Origin of the sequence: Bradyrhizobium sp. 191, assembly GCF_023100985.1 — a bacterium.
GTDB lineage: Bacteria > Pseudomonadota > Alphaproteobacteria > Rhizobiales > Xanthobacteraceae > Bradyrhizobium > Bradyrhizobium diversitatis.
This window is the reverse complement of sequence record NZ_CP064692.1, coordinates 3033548-3052094: the sequence shown is the minus strand read 5'-3', so window position 1 is coordinate 3052094 and position 18547 is coordinate 3033548. Positions and strand designations below refer to the sequence as shown.

17 protein-coding genes and 3 pseudogenes are annotated in these 18547 nt (G+C 59.7%); 4 read left to right on the top strand and 16 right to left on the bottom strand.

The genetic code is table 11. The features are described from left to right. Positions 1-4 precede the first annotated feature (4 nt). The 7 genes and pseudogenes from IVB23_RS14020 to IVB23_RS13990 all read right to left on the bottom strand — a co-directional run. Positions 5-337, bottom strand: coding sequence for a hypothetical protein (locus IVB23_RS14020; RefSeq protein ID WP_247803926.1), 333 nt, complete (start codon positions 335-337; stop codon positions 5-7). A gap of 93 nt (positions 338-430) precedes the next feature. Then, entirely contained in the window at positions 431-1015 is a 585-nt protein-coding gene (locus tag IVB23_RS14015; RefSeq protein ID WP_247803925.1) for a hypothetical protein, read from the bottom strand. Positions 1016-1199: 184 nt separating this feature from the next. Further along, positions 1200-1628, bottom strand: a complete 429-nt coding sequence (locus IVB23_RS14010; RefSeq protein WP_247803924.1) for a hypothetical protein — start codon at positions 1626-1628, stop codon at positions 1200-1202. Positions 1629-1748: 120 nt separating this feature from the next. Continuing rightward, on the bottom strand, positions 1749-2510 hold the full coding sequence (locus IVB23_RS14005; RefSeq protein WP_247803923.1) for a glucose 1-dehydrogenase: 762 nt from the start codon (positions 2508-2510) through the stop codon (positions 1749-1751). Positions 2511-2536: 26 nt separating this feature from the next. After that, on the bottom strand, positions 2537-2878 hold the full coding sequence (locus IVB23_RS14000) for a hypothetical protein (RefSeq protein WP_247803922.1): 342 nt from the start codon (positions 2876-2878) through the stop codon (positions 2537-2539). Positions 2879-3341: 463 nt separating this feature from the next. Continuing rightward, positions 3342-4054 (bottom strand): annotated as a pseudogene (locus tag IVB23_RS13995) (IS5 family transposase). Positions 4055-4178: 124 nt separating this feature from the next. Next, a pseudogene (locus IVB23_RS13990) lies at positions 4179-5249 on the bottom strand (IS256 family transposase); the annotation flags it as partial. Positions 5250-5695: 446 nt separating this feature from the next. On the opposite strand from IVB23_RS13990, the gene IVB23_RS13985 reads away from it, so the two are divergent. Next, a complete protein-coding gene (locus tag IVB23_RS13985; RefSeq protein ID WP_247803921.1) occupies positions 5696-6403 on the top strand; it encodes a reverse transcriptase domain-containing protein in 708 nt (235 codons plus the stop codon). Here IVB23_RS13985 and IVB23_RS13980 read toward each other — a convergent pair. Beyond that, complete coding sequence (locus IVB23_RS13980; protein WP_247803920.1) at positions 6367-7497, bottom strand: IS630 family transposase; 1131 nt, start codon at positions 7495-7497, stop codon at positions 6367-6369. The two genes, IVB23_RS13985 and IVB23_RS13980, sit on opposite strands and share 37 nt — an antisense overlap. A gap of 38 nt (positions 7498-7535) precedes the next feature. On the opposite strand from IVB23_RS13980, the gene IVB23_RS13975 reads away from it, so the two are divergent. From IVB23_RS13975 to IVB23_RS13965, 3 genes are all read left to right on the top strand, one after another. Beyond that, positions 7536-8639, top strand: a complete 1104-nt coding sequence (locus IVB23_RS13975) for a reverse transcriptase domain-containing protein (protein WP_247803919.1) — start codon at positions 7536-7538, stop codon at positions 8637-8639. 107 nt (positions 8640-8746) lie between these two features. Then, positions 8747-9976: an IS701 family transposase gene (locus tag IVB23_RS13970; protein WP_247804858.1), complete on the top strand. Its 1230-nt coding sequence runs from the start codon at positions 8747-8749 to the stop codon at positions 9974-9976. Between the two features lie 339 nt (positions 9977-10315). After that, positions 10316-11365 (top strand): alcohol dehydrogenase catalytic domain-containing protein, encoded by a 1050-nt coding sequence (locus IVB23_RS13965; RefSeq protein ID WP_247803918.1) that lies wholly within the window; start codon positions 10316-10318, stop codon positions 11363-11365. Here the strand turns inward: IVB23_RS13965 and prs are convergent. The 8 genes and pseudogenes from prs to IVB23_RS13925 all read right to left on the bottom strand — a co-directional run. After that, complete coding sequence (gene prs / locus IVB23_RS13960) at positions 11362-12252, bottom strand: ribose-phosphate diphosphokinase (protein ID WP_247803917.1); 891 nt, start codon at positions 12250-12252, stop codon at positions 11362-11364. The genes IVB23_RS13965 and prs overlap by 4 nt on opposite strands. A gap of 53 nt (positions 12253-12305) precedes the next feature. Continuing rightward, a complete protein-coding gene (locus tag IVB23_RS13955; protein ID WP_247803916.1) occupies positions 12306-13439 on the bottom strand; it encodes a nucleotidyltransferase family protein in 1134 nt (377 codons plus the stop codon). 29 nt (positions 13440-13468) lie between these two features. Further along, entirely contained in the window at positions 13469-13798 is a 330-nt protein-coding gene (locus IVB23_RS13950) for a hypothetical protein (protein ID WP_247804860.1), read from the bottom strand. A 7-nt stretch (positions 13799-13805) separates the two neighbouring features. After that, complete coding sequence (locus tag IVB23_RS13945) at positions 13806-14240, bottom strand: hypothetical protein (RefSeq protein ID WP_247803915.1); 435 nt, start codon at positions 14238-14240, stop codon at positions 13806-13808. 135 nt (positions 14241-14375) lie between these two features. Beyond that, the gene (locus IVB23_RS13940) at positions 14376-15653 is read right to left on the bottom strand and encodes a radical SAM protein (RefSeq protein WP_247803914.1); all 1278 of its coding nucleotides are present in this window, start codon (positions 15651-15653) and stop codon (positions 14376-14378) included. Between the two features lie 37 nt (positions 15654-15690). Then, positions 15691-16242: an adenine phosphoribosyltransferase gene (locus tag IVB23_RS13935; RefSeq protein WP_247803913.1), complete on the bottom strand. Its 552-nt coding sequence runs from the start codon at positions 16240-16242 to the stop codon at positions 15691-15693. Between the two features lie 174 nt (positions 16243-16416). Continuing rightward, positions 16417-16986 carry a phasin family protein gene (locus IVB23_RS13930; RefSeq protein ID WP_247803912.1) on the bottom strand — a complete coding sequence of 190 codons (570 nt, stop codon included), beginning with the start codon at positions 16984-16986 and terminating at the stop codon, positions 16417-16419. A 527-nt stretch (positions 16987-17513) separates the two neighbouring features. Next, positions 17514-17800: pseudogene (locus IVB23_RS13925) on the bottom strand (aminotransferase class V-fold PLP-dependent enzyme); the annotation flags it as partial. Positions 17801-18547: the final 747 nt, after the last annotated feature.

Here is an 18547-nt window from a genome sequence, read left to right as displayed (position 1 = left end):
TTGGTTAACCACAGCAGGAGCAGCAAGGGGGGCAGCAGCAGCAGCAGGCGGGGCGGCTACCCTGCTCGGGGTCATCAGACGAGCCCGGCGCAACACCGAGACCTGGCTTCGGAGGGATGTAGAATGTTACGCTCTTGTGGGTGGCATCGTCCATCTGCTGGTCGTATCCAGCGATGCTTGGCTTGCCACTCGCGTCCTTGAAGCTGACCCAGCTCGGCACGTCTGAAAATCCGTAGGACTTCAGCAATGCTGGATTGCTTTGGATCTGCGCCTGCAGCCCGGGATCTGCCCACACGGCCCGGATCAATTTCGAGTATGCGACACGAAAATCACTCATTCTGTCGTTCTCCTTTTGAATCGCCTATCGATCTCCCTTTGGAAAGCGCATCACGTCGAACCTCATTCATTCACGCCAAACTAACAATCGCCACTATGTTGTTCCGCTGGACTCGCTACAGCTTGGAACGTAGACGCGCTCCTTCTGAAGACGAGTAACCACGGCGACACCAACAAGCGCATTGTTATGATAAAGAGAAAGGGCCGTGCCATGATACGCTGGCACCGTCAGTACGCGCACTAGAGGATCGTCCTCCGCATTCTTGCTAATCGAATCCGACGCAGCTTCGAACCGTAACGAGAGATCCGACGGCGACACCGAAGTAACGGTTGGATTGTCGTCCGCGGTCGCCATAGGGGCGACTGGACCGGCCGCCGCTTCCGACCGCACACGCCCGACCGCCACCGGAGGCTTACCGGGACGGGCACCCAGTGTAGGATGGTCGTTCGGGGCCTGAATTATCGTTAGGTTCAGCTCGGTCGAGTTTAACGCGCCCGCTGCCGCTGCCCTGGATTGAAGCGCGTCGAGCGTTAGCATTTCCTCGCGAAGAGAAGATCCCAGGATCAACTTCTGCGCCGGCGCACCCAATCCGACGCTATCGAGCTTTTGTTGCAACGGAGCCGCTTCGCTAGCAATTCGCTGGCGGGCGGCGTCCGAGATGTCATCCAGCTTTATCAAAGTGCTAATTCCCCACAGTCTTGATATCAGTCCACGGGTCGACTCAAGAGCCAAGTCCATAACCTGACAGGAGCTTCGAGAGGGACCGCGACTGGTCCAATATCGGGCCAAGGATCATTGATGTCTACGCTCTGTGTCTGCTTATCGACGCCTTGCGCTACCACAAGATGGCGACCGCCACCGATCATCTGAACTCCACCTCGACAGGATGTCCCGATCCCGCAATTTGATCATGAAGCTGATCAAAGTTATCGTGTCTCCAGCATGCCGTCGATTGCATCCCGAGCATTTCGTGAAGCTGCTGCACCTTGGAAGCCGTGGAGGTGCGATTACAAGTCGGATTATCCCAATCGTCGTTGAAGCGTCCCTCTGGTGGGGCTCCCGTGCAGCAATTTCCATCGGGAATGAGCGCTGATGCCGCCTGACAAAGTTTCAAATGACCTTTAGCGTGAACCGAGCGAGCATCGTCGCGCACGCAGCCCAGCACCAATTGCGCCGTTTGTCCGACATAGGGTACTCCGAGGATGAGCTTGTCAGGCGCACCGCCCACTTTGGGCTTAACAGGGCGACCTAGTTCACCAGGAACTATAAGTTCAAAAGGATGCTGCGTCATCGGAAGTGTTCCCCCTGTCGCTAGTGCAACCACCTCGCGCTGTGGCGGTCATAGAGAGTGCCCGGTTGCGTTTTGAACTTGAAGTGTGACCTATTTTGTTAAACGTAGTCAGCATTGATGTCATGAAAACAGGTCCTCCGGCGCAGCCCATTTATGCGGGACACCAATCGTCAAGCCACCATCGAGGACTATCTCAGCACCGGTCATGTAGCTGGAGTCGTCGCTAAGCAGGAATGCGATCGCCTGAGACACTTCCAGCGGATCGGCTGCCCGTCCCATTGGAATTGGAAAGAGAGCGGGATCCAAGTTCTCACTCATGTCCGTGGTGACCAGACCAGGATGAACTGAATTGACACGGACTCCGGAGGCGGCGCCCTCGAGCGCGGCAGATTTGGTGACTCCCCGCACACCGAACTTGGAGGCGACATAAGCATGAAAGCCCGGGCTGCCTAGCAGCCCCTCGACCGATGAGACATTGACAATAGAACCTCCCCCCGCGCGCCGGATCGCCGGCAGGGCGGCTTGAATGCCGAGGAATACGCCAGTTAAATTAACTGCTAAGGTCCTGTTCCATTGGTCGAGTGGAAACTGCTCGATCGGAGCCATGCTGGCGATACCCGCATTGTTGACGAGCCCATGCAGGCTACCGAAGGTGGCCTCTGCTGCCGCGATCACCGTCGCCCACGATTTCGGCTCGCTAACATCCTGGTGGACGTAGATGGCGGCATTGCCCAGTTCGGAAGCGAGAGCCTCACCCTCTTCATCAAGGATGTCGGTGACTACAACTTGAGCGCCCTCCGAAACGAGCAAACGGGCATGGGCCGCTCCCATCCCGCGCGCCGCACCAGTCACCAGAACGACTTTTTGGTTTACACGTCCCATGACACAGTCCTCGCCCGGGGCTTCGATCAGTTCCCACTGCAGACGGTGCCGCGCGCCGGGCTGCCCTTGGAGAGCTGCGAAACGCGACGCGCAAATTCGCGGACCTGGCGGATGATGGTGATCGCCGCCATCAAGCTGGCGATATCGGCGAGATGCCTATTGCAAGTAACTGTCGGCTCTGCCCGATTCCAGAAGGAGACACGAAGTTCATGACGTTCTCGGGTGGGATGTTGAAGATAACGCTCGTTTTGACCAACCAATAGGCGGCCAGAACAAATTCGAACTCGACGCGATGCCCCCAGCAGAGCCAGTGCAGCTCTCCAATAGAGCTTCGGGGGTTCTGTCGCAATATAGGATGTCTTTGCCATGCTCTACCGCTCTTCACTTCTTACCGTGGCACGGCGCTGCCCGCGATCGTGCAACAAACTAATACCTGCAATGCGCGTGCCAGGAGCAGGCAGGCTGTCTAAATGACTCTGGCAACTACATCTGGCGAGTCACGGCGATCAAGTCGGCCATCGTGTGAGATTTCCAACGTTATGGTGGCAACCGGACGTTGGTTGAGAGGGAGCGACAAGCGAAGGTGAACTGAAATGGACCCGGAGAGCGGGACCGGAGTGAGCTGCAAGCGTGCCCCGTTCTGCTGCATGCTAGATAACGAGCTGCTCATGCACCGTTGTGATCTTAGTCGATCTATTTGCACAAACCTCGCGGCGAAGACCGTGCGCGAATGCGATCACCGCAGCTCGCATACGTGGTTCCACTACGCAGCGCCCCGGGCGTGTCACATGGGGATGTCCCGATCGCTGTTGAACTAGGGTCTGTTTGGATTCATCTTGAGTTTGTCACGGCGGCGGTCAGATTGATCATTGCTTCGAAGCTCAAATCGGTTTTGTCGGCGCGCATGGCGATCCGCTTGAATTCCTTGAGCTTGCAGAAGAAATTTTCGATCAGATGCCGCCATTTGTACATTTCCTTGTCGATGGCGAGAGGCTTGGCGCGACGTGGGTGCTGGGAAATGACCACCTTGGCGCCGCGCTTGTCGAGGTCGGCGATGATGGCATTGCTGTCGAACGCCTTGTCTGCGATCAGCGCATCGAAGGCCAGCCCTTCGATAAGCGGCGAGACGCCGACCGTGTCGAAGCGCTGGCCGGGCAGCAGCACGAAACGCACGAGATTACCGAGCGCGTCGGTAAGTGCCAGGATTTTGGTGGTCATACCGCCTTTCGAGCGGCCGATGGCTTGGTTTTGCGTCCCCCTTTTGCGCCCTGTCCGTGGCGGTGGACTTTGACGATGGTGGCATCGACCATGACGTATTCCATGTCCGGCTCGTCCGAGACCGCATCGAACAGACGCTTCCAGACACCTGCCTTCGCCCAGTCGCGGAAACGCGTGTATACGGTTATCCAGTTGCCGAAGGCGCGCGGCAGATCGCGCCATGGGCTGCCTGTCCGGGCGATCCACAAGACTGCTTCGACAAATAGCCGGTTGTTCTTGCCGCTCCGGCCGGGATCAGCCGGCTTGCCAAGACAATGTGGTTCCATCTTCGCCCATTGGGCGTCAGTCAAAACGAATCGGTTCATCCCAAGCTTGAATCACAGCCAAGCCCAAATGAGAATCCTGAATCCAAACAGGCCCTAGGTCGGGCCGACGTTGCCGGAATGAATGTTACGCGGCCCTCGTGACGTGGGCAACGGACTTGATTGTCATGCGATCGTGGTGAGCTTGAAGGGCCGCACGCAGAACCGACAATTGCTTATGCGCCTTCAATCGTCGGAAGCCCTTGTTGGCCTCGATCATGCCGGCCGCGACCCATCGCAAGGCCATACCAGCATCCCGCCAGCGTTTGACGTTGCGCGTGACGCGGCGAATGGTGCCCATCATGTTCTCGGCGATGTTGGTACAGGCGAGCGATCGACGAAGCTCCTTCGGCAGCTTCAACCGGACGACGGTCAGGATTTCGTCGAGGCCTTCGAGGATGCTCGTCGTTACGCCGGGCCATTGCTGGTCGAGTCGACGCGCGAGATTGCGGATCAATTTTTCAGCCTTGTCGGCGTCATCGAGCTCGCAGGCGTGGCGCAGCACCCGACGGGTGGCCGCATGATGCTCTTTCGGCAGGCGTTCCATGATGTTGCGCGCCTTGTGGATCTGGCAGCGCTGGATCGCAGCGGCCGAACCGAAGGTGCGGCGGATCGCCTTCGACAATGCTTTCGCGCCGTCGGCGATGAACAGTCTTGGCACCCCCGGGTCGAGCCCGCGCGAGACCAGGTTGTCGAGCAGGGCCTGAACCGTTGCGGCATTCTCGGTCGCCCCTTCCACCAGCGCCAGCGGATGCTTGTTGCCTTCGCCGTCAACCCCGATCGCGGCGACCAGCACGAGATCGTCGCCGAGATGCAGCCCGTCGATTTGGACCACCAGAAGGTCGAGCGCGGACAGATCGGCAGCCATGAAGTCGGCCAGCCGCGCCGCCGACAGCGCGACGAACCTCCGCGAGGCCGCCGACTTCGAAACCCCCGATCCGGGCGGTGCCGGCACGTCACCCTCGGGCAGCCGGACAGCGCGGCCGAACCGGCGCGTCGACACATTGATCAGCATCAGGTTCATCGCCCAGCAACCGAGCCAGTCCTCCTGCGCCGCCGTTTCCCAGCTCGGGATCGTGACCTCGCGGCCGTCCACGCCCCGGACCCGCGGGCGCTCGACCTCGATCTTGCCGCCGTGGAAGCCGATCCGTCCCCGCGTTGGCCCCAACGTGCGCCCGCCGCGCCGCACCCCGAGCCTACCGGCTCAAGGTGGGCAACGCCGACCTCTTTAGCATTACAGTTGGTGCGCCGGGAGACCGGCAAGGAGTAGGTGGTGGAAGTCCACTACGATGAAGGAGTAGCGATCCACATCGGCCCCGAGCCGTGCGTAGGCATCCGTGAGGGTGTCGGCGAAGCGTCGGCAGGGGAGTGCATAGGCCAGCCATTGAGCCGCGAAAGAATGTTTTCCCGAGAGCCGACGCTGTCAACTGAGCGGAAGGCAACACGAAGGGGTGCGATATCGCGAGCGCCCAGTCGTTTCGGCGTGGTCGCAGACCCTGGCATGTGCAGAAGCTTCTTGTACGGGAACCGGGAGCTCTCTCGGTCGGCCAGATGCTCACTGAGCAGCCTGGTCCGCGGCGGGAAGGCGAGGAGCCGTAGCCGCTGATGCACGATCCAGAGAAGTCTGACTCCGGCATAGTAGCAGCGAAGCCGGCGAACAAAGCCGGGCGACCGGTGGCGGAGCCGGCGGAGCCAAGGCCGGGGACCAAGGGGAACGAGGGCCAGCAAAGCACGCACCGGGCACAGTACCGGGCTCGCGTGACCCAAGCGCTGGACCGCGTACGGAAAGCTGCAAGGCTGAAGAAGAAGGAACGGTTCACCGCACTTCTCCACCATATCACTGTCGATACACTCCAGATGGCGTTCTATGCGCTTCGGCGCAAAGCCGCCCCCGGCGTGGATGGCATGACGTGGCAGGACTACGAGGCCGACCTTGAGCCCCGGCTCAGGGAACTGCACGAACGGGTCCACCGGGGAGCGTACCGGCCGCAACCGTCACGCCGGACGTACATACCGAAGGCGGATGGGAAGCAGCGGCCGCTGGCGATCGCGGCTCTGGAAGACAAAATCGTCCAGGGCGCGACCGTCATGGTGCTTAACGCCATCTACGAAGGCGACTTCGTCGGCTTCTCCTATGGGTTTCGACCCGGCCGGGGGCCACACGATGCGTTGGACGCCCTGGCGGTAGCGATCACCACGCGGAAGGTGAACTGGATACTTGACGCCGACGTGCAAAACTTCTTCGGAAGTGTGAGCCAGGACTGGCTAGTGGTTCATCACAGTGATTTTGACTCTTTAGCGGTGGCTGGATAAGCGCGGCCGAGTTTGGCGCGGGCTTTGTCGGTTGTGAACATCCATTTGATGCTGGCTCGGGTTTTGTTTCGCCGCCGTTGCCATGCTGCGATCTCGTTTCGGAGCCTTTTGGGGTCGTCGATGCGGCGGCCGAGACACTGGCGCTGCAGCACGCTGATCTCGCACTCGACCATGTTGAGCCAACTGGCGTGTTTCGGAGTGAAGTGGAATTCGAGACGGCGCAGGATGCGTCGGGCCTCGGCGGGCGCGAAGGCCTCATACAGCGCCCCAGGTTTATGGATCGACAGATTGTCCTGCACGACACGGATGCAGGCGGCGTCGGGATAATGGACGTCGACGAGCTCACGCATGCATTGGGCGTAATCCACGGCGGCGCGGCGATCGGTGACCTTGACGTTGCGCCAGCCGCGATGCGGATCGAAGGTGACGAAGAGATTGACGGTGCCGTTGCGACGATACTCGTAATCGTATCGCTCGCGCTGTCCCGGTTGGGCCGCGACAGGCTGGCGCACCTCGCCGATCAGTTGGACGGGGGTCTCGTCGAAGCAAACCAGCGGCCGGGCGGGATCCGGCGTCTCGGCGTAGAGATCGAGCACGTCCTCCATGCGGGCGACGTATTCGCCATCGACATGAGGAATGCACCACATGTCCCTGCGCCATGGCTTGAAATCGTTCTCGGCCAGCCGGCGGCGCACGGTCTCGCCCGACAGGCTGTCGTGATCGGTGAGCTTGACCATCGTGTCGGCCAGAAGCGTCAGCGTCCAGCGTTTGTGGCCGGCGGGCGGCTTGGCGCATGCGGTCGCCACCAGCAGGGCCTCCTCCTTGCCGGTCAGCTTGCGCTCTGCGCCCGGACGCGGCTCCTCGCTCAAGGCCCGCTCCAGATTGCCTTCCACGAAGCGGCGCTTGGTCCGGCCGACGGTGGAGAGGCTGACTCTCACGGTCCGGGCAATCTCCTCGTCGCGGCCGCCCCTATCGGCCGCCAGCAAAATCTGCGCCCGCTTAAGCTTGCGGGCGGCGTGTTTGCCGCCACCGAGCATCGCCGTCAGTTCATCGCGCTCGGCTTGGCTCAATTCGACCCGATAACGTACATTCATGCTTTGCCTCCTTGTCGGAGGCCGGGACGAATCCAGCGATGAGTCAAAAATCAGGCGCGCACTTCACCGAAAAGCAGGGACATTACCTGGCCTTCATCCATACCTACGCCTACATGTTCGGACGCCCACCCGCCGAAGCCGACATCCAGCGCCACTTCCGCGTCAGCCCGCCTTCGGTCCACCAGATGATTGTCACCCTCGAACGAAACGGCTTCATCCGACGTCAACCCGGCGTCCCCAGAAGCATCGAAATCCTCGTGCCGCCCGAAAGCCTGCCGATCCTCGAATGGCTCGGCTCAAAACGTCAAAATCACTGTGATGAACCACTAGTCCAGTTTTTGGAGCACCGCATCGGTGACAAGCGCATCATCCGCCTGATCCGTAAATGGCTGAGGGCGGGTATCCTCGAAGACGGGGTCGTAACCGTGGACGACAGGGGCACGGGGCAAGGATCGGTGATTTCGCCGCTGCTCGCCAACGTTTACCTGCACTACTGTTTCGATCTTTGGGCCGAACGCTGGCGACGGCAGGAGGCCCACGGCGATATGATTATCGTGCGCTATGCGGATGATCTGGTGGCCGGCTTCGAGCATGAGGACGACGCTCGTCGCTTCCTTGATGCGATGCGTGAACGGATTGAGGCATTCGCGTTGACGCTCCATTCGGACAAGACCCGCCTGATTGAGTTCGGTCGCTATGCGGCGACCAATCGCAAGACACGCGGGCTCGGCAAACCGGAGACCTTCATGTTTCTGGGCTTCATCCACATCTGCGGTAAGTCACGCCGGGGGAACTTCCTGCTCGAAAGGAAGACCCGTCGCGACCGTCTGCGGACGAAGCTTCAGGACATCAAGGCAGAGCTGCGGCGTCGAATGCACCAACCGATCCCCGTCCAGGGTAAATGGCTGAGACAGGTCATCACCGGCCACTTCGCCTACTATGCGGTTCCTGCAAACGGGCGGGCGCTCTCAGCGTTCCGCTATTATGTGACCGACCTCTGGCGGCGAACGCTTCGGCGCCGCAGCCAACGAGCCGGCTTCACTTGGGATCGTATGACGAAGTTGGCGGATGACTGGCTTCCTCAACCCCGTATCCTCCATCCCTGGCCGCAACAGCGCTTCGCCGTCACACACCCAAGGTAGGAGCCGGATGCCTTAATTGGGCTCGTCCGGATCTGTGCGGGGGGCGCTCAGCAATGAGCGTCCCTACCGCGATCCCTTTCGGAAGATTTCTGAATCCATGGGCAACCATGATTCGAAGATCGTGGGCGCAGGCAGCGTCGATTGAAGAGACGCTTGCGTTGTGGGCTGCGTCGCTTCGGGAGGTTAAGAAGCGGATACGTCCGTTGTTCGGGCAAGAACGTGTTGCGAGGAACGCAGGGCTGTTTCTTGAAGGTCTGCTCGGCGATGAGCAACGCAAGACCGGCTGGATGCGCGCGGAGGCGGCTGGCGATCCTGGTCCATGGCGGCAACAGGCTATCCTGGGTCGCAGGGATTGGGATGCCGATGCCTTGCGCGATATTGTCCGCGACTATGTCATCGAGCATTTGGCAGATGACGATGCGGTTCTCGTGATCGATGAGACCGGCTTTCTCAAGCAGGGCGAGGCGTCGTGCGGCGTGGCGCGGCAATACACCGGTTCGGCAGGCAAGATTACGAACTGCCAGATCGGCGTTTTCGCCACCTACGTTTCGCGTCATGGCCATGCGTTCATCGATCGTGCGTTGTATCTTCCGAAGGAATGGGTCGACGATCCAGATCGTCTGGAAGCCACATACGTGCCTGCCGACACGGGCTTTGCGACCAAACCGAAGCTTGCGACTGCAATGATTGCACGCGCGATAGTCGCGGCTGTGCCATTCAAGTGGGTGGCCGGCGATACGGTCTACGGTGTCGGAGATATCGAACAGCAACTACGCCAGGCAGGCAAAGGCTATGTGCTCGGAGTCAGCAGCGCTCATGTGTTTCGATCCTGGGGCAAGCGGCGATCAGTCTCTGGCACCGCCGCGGACATCGCCTCGACGCGGCGTTCGTCCGACTGGAAACGCCTGTCGGCAGGGGACGGAACCAAAGGACCGCGGCTGCATGATTGGTGCTATCTCGAACTGGCCGATCTCGATGCCGGGCAGTTCAACAGCGCAAATGACGGTTTGTGGACACGCGGTCTGCTGATCCGTCGTCGCATCGCCGATGATGACCTCGCCTTCTTCACCACCTGGTGCCCAGCAGGAACGGCCATTGAAACGCTGGTCGCAGTCGAAGGCCATCGCTGGGCGATCGAGGACAGTTTTGAGACTGCCAAGAATGAGTTCGGGCTTGATCACAACGAGAGCAGATCCTGGCATGGCTGGCATCGCCACGTCTCTATGGTGATGCTCGCATTCGCCATGATGGCGGTGATCCGCCATCGCGCCAATCCGCCGGCGCCCAAAAAAACGCCGCGCCGAACCACGGCAAAAGCACGGCCGCCACGTCATTGATCCGCTGGTCAATTCAGGAAATCCGCCGCATCGCCATCAGACTCGCTCGAAAACGAATCCAACCCGCCCAAGTCATCGCATGGTCACTCTGGCGCAGAGCTCACCAGGCGATCGCCCGGCGTACGCACCTCAAAGCAAAACGGCAACTGTAATGCTAGTTCAACAGCGATCGGGACATCCCCATGTCCGCTTTTGCTACATCATTGCGGAGCCAACACCGGACATCGACCCCAATCCCAATCTGAACGTTTCCGCGCTCTATACGTTCGCAGCGTCAGGTGTTAAGATCGGAAGATGCTTCAAATCGACAATTAGCCAAAAGACTTTATCGAGACAGCTATGCAGGTTCAGGGACTAATCATTGCCGGTCCGCGCATGGTGGAAAGCCAGCGATTATCGGTTCCCGACCCCTGTGAATCCGACGTCATAGTGCAGGTCGAGTTCTGCGGTTTATGTACGCCGGAGCAACGCGTCTATCGCGGCACCCGAGCGACGTATCCCTATTGGGGTGGTCACGAATTGTCGGGAGTGATTCACTCTCTGCCGTCAAAGCCAGAGGTCGCCGCGCGGATTGGTGACCGGGTTGCCGTGCTGCTGATGCGGCGATGTGGCCATTGCCACGCCTGCCGGGCTGGCTTGGACAATCACTGTGCGTACCTGCAACCGGAAACCCGCCCGGGTCTGCCGACTGGTCCTGGCGGGCTGACCGATCGAATTGTGGTACCTGCCTACAAGATTTTCGCTGTGCCGCCCGATTTACCTCAGCATCTGGCCGCAGTGGTCGAGCCGACCGCCTGTGTGGCACGGGGCGCGGCTCGGGCGCAGCCGCGGCGCGGGGAATTCGCGGCAGTGATCGGCGGGGGCACCATGGGTTTGATCCACGCGCTGTTGCTGTCGCTCAAGGGTTGCCGTGTTTTCGTTTTTGATGACGACGAGGCGACTTATCATGCTGCGCGGCAGGCCGGCGCCTGCTTTGCCGGGCCGCTCGCTGTGCTGTCCGATCCGCAGCAGCGCAAGGCCTGGACCGACGGATGGGGCTTCGATATCATCTGCTGTACGCGCTTTGGAGCTGCCGCGATACGCGCCGCGCTAGAAATTGCGGCTCGCGGGGCAAGGATCCTGCTTTACCAGTCCAATCCCAATGAGGACACTGTAACGCTGGACCCCAACCTGCTGCATTACCGGGAAATTCAATTGATCGGGACGGTGGCGCAGAGCAAGCTGGATGTTGCCGAGGCGGTTCGGCTATTGACCGGGAATGCCGGACGCTTCGATGCCTTGAACATCGAGATTATTTTGGCGTCCCGCGCCCGCGAGGCCTTCGAGCGGGCGATTGACCCACGGGTGAACCGCGTATTGATCGATCTGCGGTCCTCAATCCCAAATTAGCCGAGACGCATTACCGAAGCGATCTCCTCGCTGATTGAGACCGTCTCAACGCCGGCTGGAAGATACTCGCGGCGGCCGATGCTATCTGCCACGATGATCCTGTCGATCGACGAATTCTGCCACGTCGCCGCCGCCTCCGGTGTAAAAAGAGAATGTGCAACGGCCAAGCAAATGCCGGTTGCCCCGCACGCCTTAAGCCGGGCGGCCGCCGAAAACACAGTTCGCCCACTATTGATCTCGTCGTCGATCAGGATCACGGCGCGCCCGGATACGTCGCCCAGCACGTCTTCACTATGCGTCGTTTTGTTATGGCGATGCTTTCGCATGATTCCGACCGGGCAGTTCAGTGTGGCGGCAAGTTGTTCCGCCCGTTTGGCGCCGCCGAAATCGGGGGAGACGACGACAACGTCACCCGGGAGAGGAGTCAAATATCGCGCCAGTGCCGGTGCGAATTCGATATTGGTGACGGGTCCGCGAAATATCCCGCATAATTGCGGCGCATGAAGTTCGAGGGTGACAAGCCGGGCAAGGCCAGCCTGCTCGAGCAGGGATGCGACAAGGCGCACCGGCACCGGGCCCTCCTGCATAGCGGGTCGATCCGAGCGCGAATAGGGTAGGTAGGGGAGCACGGCGGTGATCTGTTGCGCGCCTCGCGCCCGCAACAGGTCCAGAGCCAGCAGGAGTTCGAACAGGCGATCATGGACCCGGTCCGGGAACGACTGGAATAAGGCTACCTTGCTTTCAAACAGGATGTCCGGCGGACCGCAAACCTTCAATTGTCCATTGCTGAAGACCTCGGTATTCAGGGCAATCGGAGGCGGGACGCCGAGGATTTCGCCAACAGACGCAGCTAGCGGCGCGGTAACCTGCGTGGTGATCAGTTGCATTGCGGGGCCCGCACCTCAATTGTCCGAGGCGGAGCAGCCACAGCCACATCCAATCATCGGGCTGGTTCCATGTCGGCGAGCGCGATATCTGCCAGATGCGGAAGCGACAGCAATTTGGGCAGCACATCGCCCCAGTCGTGCTGGAGCGGAATCTCGGTCTGCTCCGGACGCACCAGCGTCAAAAACTCTTCGGGCACGTCGATCTGACAGAGCCGTCGCATCTGGGCTAGGACGTAGTAAATGGCCGGTCGCATCTCGTATTTATAGGCGATCGCCGCCACTTCAGCCCAGTTAACGCTGGCTAGCTCGCGATGCAGCACCGCGTGCAAATCGCCGAACATCAGGAACCGAAGGGAATTGTACAGGAAGGCCTCGTGATACAACCGCGCCGACAGGAACCAGACGGCTCCGGTGACTGACTGCACCCTGGCAATTCTGCCGAGAGTTTTGGCCAGCGTCACGCCCGACCAGATATCCTGGACGTCAATTCCAACCGACAGGTTGACATGCAAATCGATAAAGATCGGCATGTGCATGACCCTTGCGCGATCGATATGAACCTTGACATGCCGATTGCGCAGCTTGCGCGGCACCTCGTGGGAGGCAAATGGTGATTGCAGAGACTCAATGCGGACGAAGACCGGAAGCGCGTATGTCTCACGAAACAAATCCGGATTGATTCGCTCCTGTTTTTCCGTCCAGCTTCCATTGGTCGGATCGAAGATGCCATGGCGATAGCCCAGCTCAAACATGACCTGCTGGGCCCGCGCCGCATCCGCCGGGTTGATCATGATATCGACGTCGGTCATCGGCCGCAGGAATGGGTCGGGGTAATATAGCAGCGCGATGTCCGGGCCCTTGACCAGAAACCAGGCGATCCCGGCGCGATCCAGCGCATCCATGATCTCGGTCAGATTTCGAAACTCGAGAACCGAACGCAGCCGGGAAAGCGTGGTCCAGCGCTGCTGGTATAGCCTTATCTCGGTCGGCAAGGCATCCAGCAACCCCAACCGGCGAAGATGATAATCGAGCAGGGGGATGGTGCGGTTATTCTCGGCACGCCACGTGACATAGGCCCAGTTGACGGACTGCGCTGACCAGCGCCGAATCTGTTCTTCTTCCTGCGGCTGAAGGTAGGCTCTGCTCGTGGTGAACAGGATCGAATCTTCGCGAGAGAGGCGGAGCATTACCGTCACTCCTGATTGTGGCCATGCGCCTATTCTGAGCTCGCCGGCTTGCTAAGCTCCGTAATCGACTCTCTGAGCTCGGCAAGTTGCTGTTCAAACGATGTAAAGCTCTGGTCTACGTTTTGCCCAAGCAGTTCCTCGAGGCTCAATGGTTCTTCCTCGGGTTTGTCGGGGCCTGCCATGAACTTGTAAAGCGAGCTCGCCGGCAACAGCTCGGCCAGCATTTGTCCGCCCTTGCCGAGCTGTGCGCTCTCACGGATCTGCCGAATGCAGCTCTCCGCCAGGATGCCGTCGATCGTGATGAGCAACTTCCCCTCGTCTTCATCCACGGCGTAGCCGAATAGTCGGGACTTGGTCATGGCCACGCTACCTCCTCGCCTTGAGACCTTCTAACTCGGTCCGTAGCTTTTGCAGCTGGGATTGCGCCGACAAGAGTTTCGCGAACGCTGCGGTGACCGCCTTTGCCGATTGGCCATCCGCAGAGGTCATCCGGACCGGCCCGCGGCCGACACGACGTCCGACCAGCCCGGTGTCCGCCGCGCGGAATCCGCCGGAGCGCGGCCGGTCCCGGCCACCACCGGTGATCTTGACGTAATATCCGGCTTGGTCGCCATATCCGGCTTGGTCGCCGCCGTGACCGCCGCCGCCCCGCGGCGGCGGCCTGGTTTGTCCCTTGACCGCCTTCTGCAGCTTGAGAAGCGCAGCCGTCAGCTGCTGTCCCTCCATCTCAAAACCCTTCTCGAGGCGCGCCAGGCCCTTGACCATCCTGGCGACGATCTGCGCTTGCCGCGCGGCCTCCATATTTCCAGACCGTTGTGCAACGTTAACGAGTGAATGCGCAACATTTGCTGCACCTCTGAACACCTTGCTCATTTGGTTCACTCCGATATCAAAATCCCAAACACGTATTCGATGTAGCTGGTTCGATGCAGCTGGTTATCCCAGTGGCCGCCCGGCGCCCGCTTTCTGCTCCTCGGGCCGCAGGAAGTTGTATCGGTCGGTCGTGTTCACGGGTTTGCGCTTCGCCGCGATGGTGCCTTTACGGTAAGTGCAATCACGCGCTTCATCGATCAGCGCGTATTTCGGGAAGCTTCCGCTGTTGTAGATTTCCTGGCACAGCGGATAGGGCGCGTCCTTTTCTCCGTAGTGCGACCAGCTGCTCATCTTGCAGACTCCGCGACAGACGGAATAAAAAACGCAGTTGCCACAAACTCCCTTCACATCGCCATGCGCGACTTCGCGCAGCTGGTGGAAGAACGGGCTGTCCCGCCAGATGTCCATCAGCGGAGTTTCGAACGCATTTCCCCCGATCATCTCGGGATCGTCGTACGATGCGCTGCACATCGATATCTGGCCATTCGACAGAATGCCGAGCACGCTATCGCCCCAACCGCAGGTATGGACTCCCGTCAGGTGCTTGAGCGGCATCAGAGCCGGCGGCAGCGTCATATAGGCGCGACCGCTGTCGAAGTGCGGCGACTTGAGCAAATTGCCGATCAGGACTTCGCACTCGTCCAGCGTGATGGCGTTGTCGAGTTTGCTTCGCACGTTGCCCATCGGGTGGATATTAAGCAGGGTGCGGTGCTTCGCGATACCCCATCCAAGGATCAGTTCCACGATCTGTGGAATATTATCGTAATTGTTACGGTACGCCGTGGTCGTCACCACCGTCGCGATGTCGGTCGTGCCCAAGTCCTGGAGCACGGCGGTTGTCTTGGCGTAGGCTCCCGCCTTGCCCCGGAATTGATCGTGGGCGTCGGCGTCGTAGTGGTCAAGGCTGAGAAAAATCGTCAGATTCGGCAGCCGCGCAAGTCGTTCGATGGTCAACTCGTCGAACAACGTACCATTGGTCTCGAGCACCAGTTCCTTGAGGCCACAGGAGCCGAGATATTCCATGAGCGCCATGAATTCCTTGTGGACCATTGGCTCGCCGCCCGACACCTTGACCTTGCGCAGGCCGTGCGGCAGCGCCTGTTCGATCAGGCCGCGGATTGTTTCGAGATTGAAATCGTGGCCTTTGGCCTTCGGCCCGACGCCTTCAATATAGCAGTGCTGACATCCAAGGTTGCACTTGCGGGTCAGGAACAAATAGATCGTCTTGATCTCGTCTTCCGAGACCTTCCGCTTGGACAACTCGCTGCCGACGAGATTCTGAAGCGAGCGACGGACGGTTTGCGTTTCCTGGGTGGTTGATAACCATTCTAGGGAGCTCACATCTGCCTCCTTCAGTCCTGAGGTTTCGCGACAGGGTTCAGACCCGCAAGAGGCTGACCACCGGAGCATCATCGAGCTGTTCGCGGCCCTTCAATGCCTCAATCTCAAGCATAAACGCGTAGCCCACGACGGTCGCACCTTGCGAGATGACGAAGTTGGCAGTAGCTCGCGCGGTACCACCCGTCGCTAACAGGTCATCAACGACCAGACATTTCAAACCGGATTGGATCAGCCCAGCGGTGACCTCGAGCCGGCTCGAACAATACTCGCAGGTGTAATCGAACGACTGCACTTCTCCAGGCAGCTTGCCCGGCTTGCGTACCAATACCAGGCCGGAACGCAGGCGATCGGACAGCGCCGAACCCAAAATAAAACCGCGCGCATCAATCGCGAGCACGGCCTCGGCACCCAACGGCGCTACCACCGGTTCAATGGCGGATACCGCATCGGCCAGTGCAGCCGGTCGGGCCAGCATCAGTGATATGTCTTTGAACAAAATGCCGCTGATCGGAAAATGAGGCACTTCTCGTAACGCCCCGCGCAGCGCGAGGTGGAGTTCTGTGCCGAGGACTGGCCCGTCTACTTCCATTGGAATACACCCAATGATTGAGATCAGCTGGCTCAACTAAAACGAGAGCGCCCGCTGGATTCTTGTTCAGCCGCACCCGGCCGCCATTTCGGACTTCCGCGTATCGGCGCAACAATTCCGTGAGCGGCTCAGATGCCGCCCAGCTCACGTTGACCCTCGTGGCGAGAGGCTCAGCTATGAAGCGCGCTGCATACGTTCGACACTCTGAGCTATGTGGTTTCCCGCATCGTCCGCTACCTTGAGGGACATATCGGCGATCCGGCGACTGGTTTCCATTGCGCTGCGGATTGCGTCGCGCACCGAATCGGTCTGCACGGCTGCCAAATCGTGAGGAGTTCGACAGCGCCAGAGTTCGTTCATTCTGTCCATGCTCCTATCGATCTGCTGTCGAACGAACTCAAAGTACTCGCGCGAGGCCCCGTTCATCCCTTTGGCGACGGCACTCGCAGAATACATGATTGCTCCGGCGTTGCGGGCCGAGCGTTCCGTCGCCCGTTGCGCTTCATCGCCCGTCAAACCGAACGTGCGCCCAAGCTGGTCAGTGGAGCGGCCCATCATGGCGGTCGCCACCTCGACCCCGACGCGGCACGAGTTTTGCAGCAACTCTAAATTCTGTTGCAGCAAATCGGTGCTTGCTTGGGCGACTTCCTCGCCGGCCTGGGTTCGTCTGGTCTGCTCCGCCGTCTTCTCGCCGGCGCTTTCTTTTTTTTGGGCGGACTTTTCGTCCTGGCGTAGATCGGCCATGTCTGTTGCTCCGTCGCTTGGTTTCGTTGGTGAGGCAGGATCCGAAGGTCTCCGTCACAGATGCGATCCTACGCAAGCAACCGCGGTCCCGTCCGGGGCCTAGTGTTTCAAGACCGTTCCTGAGTGGACACACTTGCTTGCTGCATATGACGCTCCCTAGTTTCAGGGATGTTGGACACTTGCATGGTGTCTTGACATCCTAGACGTCAGAAAAAGCCGAAGGAAGGGACCGAGAGCTTTGTCGAGCCACATAACAAACTCTCTCATGTGAAACGCCGGACGACAACCTGTCAAAGTTGGTAGTTGAATGAAGGCGATGGACGGAAGTGCGTTGAAGCGTAGCAATGGAAATGGCATCGATTTCAATTCGAGAGTAAGCCGACTGTCAGTCTTAAGACCAATATCAGCAACTTGACGCTACACACCTTACGGAGTCCCGCAGAACCTCGAACTCTCTTCGGCACGAGGTTTTGCTCTGTTCACGTCATCATCACCAATCGCACTGCGATGTCGGCCCAGCTCCTCGCAAGGGACAGCGCGGCCGGATGCTCTACGGCCGTTGTGACGATCTCGTCGCGGCCCTCCTGCACGGCGAGCGCGGACAGGATCGCTGTGTTGTCGGATTCAGTCGCGCCCGACGTGAAGACGATCTCGTGATCGAATGCCGCGCCAACGAGAGCCTGCAGCTTCCGGCTGCTTGTTTCAATGCGGGCGCAACCTCAACGCCGAATGCATGCGCGGACGACGCATTGCCGAATTGCCCAGAGAAGAACGGCAGCATTGCCGCGACGACCAAAGGATGAGCGCCCGGCATTTCGATGCCTTACCGCTGGCGAGCCGAGAGGCTTGTGATCAAGAGGAGAGTCGCTCTCCAGCGAGGGGCAGTAGTGAGACGGGTGCTAGCAACTAGGCGACGAGATCGTCGCCCGCGATCCCTTGTATTACTCGCGCATGTTTCCAAATCCGTAGAACCTAGCTGGTGCCATCCGAGCCAACGTCCCCGCAATTGACTGGCTGACAAGTTGCTCACTGGGCTCGAAAGCGCTTGCCATAATTTGGAGTTCATCATCCGGCCTTCACTTCTCGTTAGGTCTCTGCGCTCCACATCCGCAGCAGCCACAACAGGATTCCTCCATTGTTCGAACGGCAAGATGTGCCAAAACAGTTGGATCCGAGTGACCTGCTGCGGCCAGAACCAGAACCGTTTCGGCAAGGCATGCCTTTAACGAAGAGGTTCGCTTTGCTTCGGGCACGATGCCGACAGCATCATCCAGAACACCTCTCAATAAAGCACACCGTTTGGCTTGCGGGGTCATGGTGCTAGTCCACAGATGACAGAGATCTCTCCGATCTCGGCTCGGGCCTGCCCAGCCAATGGTCCCGGGACAGCCAAGCGCGACAAATAAACGAAGTATGATTCGGTAATGTGACAGTTCGCGGTTCTGCTTGCCCAATGCCTCGAAGCTTCCACAGCGGGGCGCCCGATATCCGGAGCCACTATCGTTGTTCGCAAAGCTTACCACTCCGGCTTTTGGCCGACGCAGCTTGCGGTGGCTTGACG

What these genes read in the sequence shown, in the direction of transcription:
- IVB23_RS14020 (WP_247803926.1), bottom strand. Translation starts at nt 337, where the DNA reads ATGAGTGATTTTCGTGTCGCATACTCGAAATTGATCCGGGCCGTGTGG.
- IVB23_RS14010 (WP_247803924.1), bottom strand. Translation starts at nt 1,628, where the DNA reads ATGACGCAGCATCCTTTTGAACTTATAGTTCCTGGTGAACTAGGTCGC.
- IVB23_RS14005 (WP_247803923.1), bottom strand. Translation starts at nt 2,510, where the DNA reads ATGGGACGTGTAAACCAAAAAGTCGTTCTGGTGACTGGTGCGGCGCGC.
- IVB23_RS14000 (WP_247803922.1), bottom strand. Translation starts at nt 2,878, where the DNA reads ATGGCAAAGACATCCTATATTGCGACAGAACCCCCGAAGCTCTATTGG.
- IVB23_RS13985 (WP_247803921.1), top strand. Translation starts at nt 5,696, where the DNA reads ATGCACGATCCAGAGAAGTCTGACTCCGGCATAGTAGCAGCGAAGCCG.
- IVB23_RS13980 (WP_247803920.1), bottom strand. Translation starts at nt 7,497, where the DNA reads ATGAATGTACGTTATCGGGTCGAATTGAGCCAAGCCGAGCGCGATGAA.
- IVB23_RS13975 (WP_247803919.1), top strand. Translation starts at nt 7,536, where the DNA reads ATGAGTCAAAAATCAGGCGCGCACTTCACCGAAAAGCAGGGACATTAC.
- IVB23_RS13970 (WP_247804858.1), top strand. Translation starts at nt 8,747, where the DNA reads ATGATTCGAAGATCGTGGGCGCAGGCAGCGTCGATTGAAGAGACGCTT.
- IVB23_RS13965 (WP_247803918.1), top strand. Translation starts at nt 10,316, where the DNA reads ATGCAGGTTCAGGGACTAATCATTGCCGGTCCGCGCATGGTGGAAAGC.
- prs (WP_247803917.1), bottom strand. Translation starts at nt 12,252, where the DNA reads ATGCAACTGATCACCACGCAGGTTACCGCGCCGCTAGCTGCGTCTGTT.
- IVB23_RS13955 (WP_247803916.1), bottom strand. Translation starts at nt 13,439, where the DNA reads ATGCTCCGCCTCTCTCGCGAAGATTCGATCCTGTTCACCACGAGCAGA.
- IVB23_RS13950 (WP_247804860.1), bottom strand. Translation starts at nt 13,798, where the DNA reads ATGACCAAGTCCCGACTATTCGGCTACGCCGTGGATGAAGACGAGGGG.
- IVB23_RS13945 (WP_247803915.1), bottom strand. Translation starts at nt 14,240, where the DNA reads ATGGAGGCCGCGCGGCAAGCGCAGATCGTCGCCAGGATGGTCAAGGGC.
- IVB23_RS13935 (WP_247803913.1), bottom strand. Translation starts at nt 16,242, where the DNA reads ATGGAAGTAGACGGGCCAGTCCTCGGCACAGAACTCCACCTCGCGCTG.
- IVB23_RS13930 (WP_247803912.1), bottom strand. Translation starts at nt 16,986, where the DNA reads ATGGCCGATCTACGCCAGGACGAAAAGTCCGCCCAAAAAAAAGAAAGC.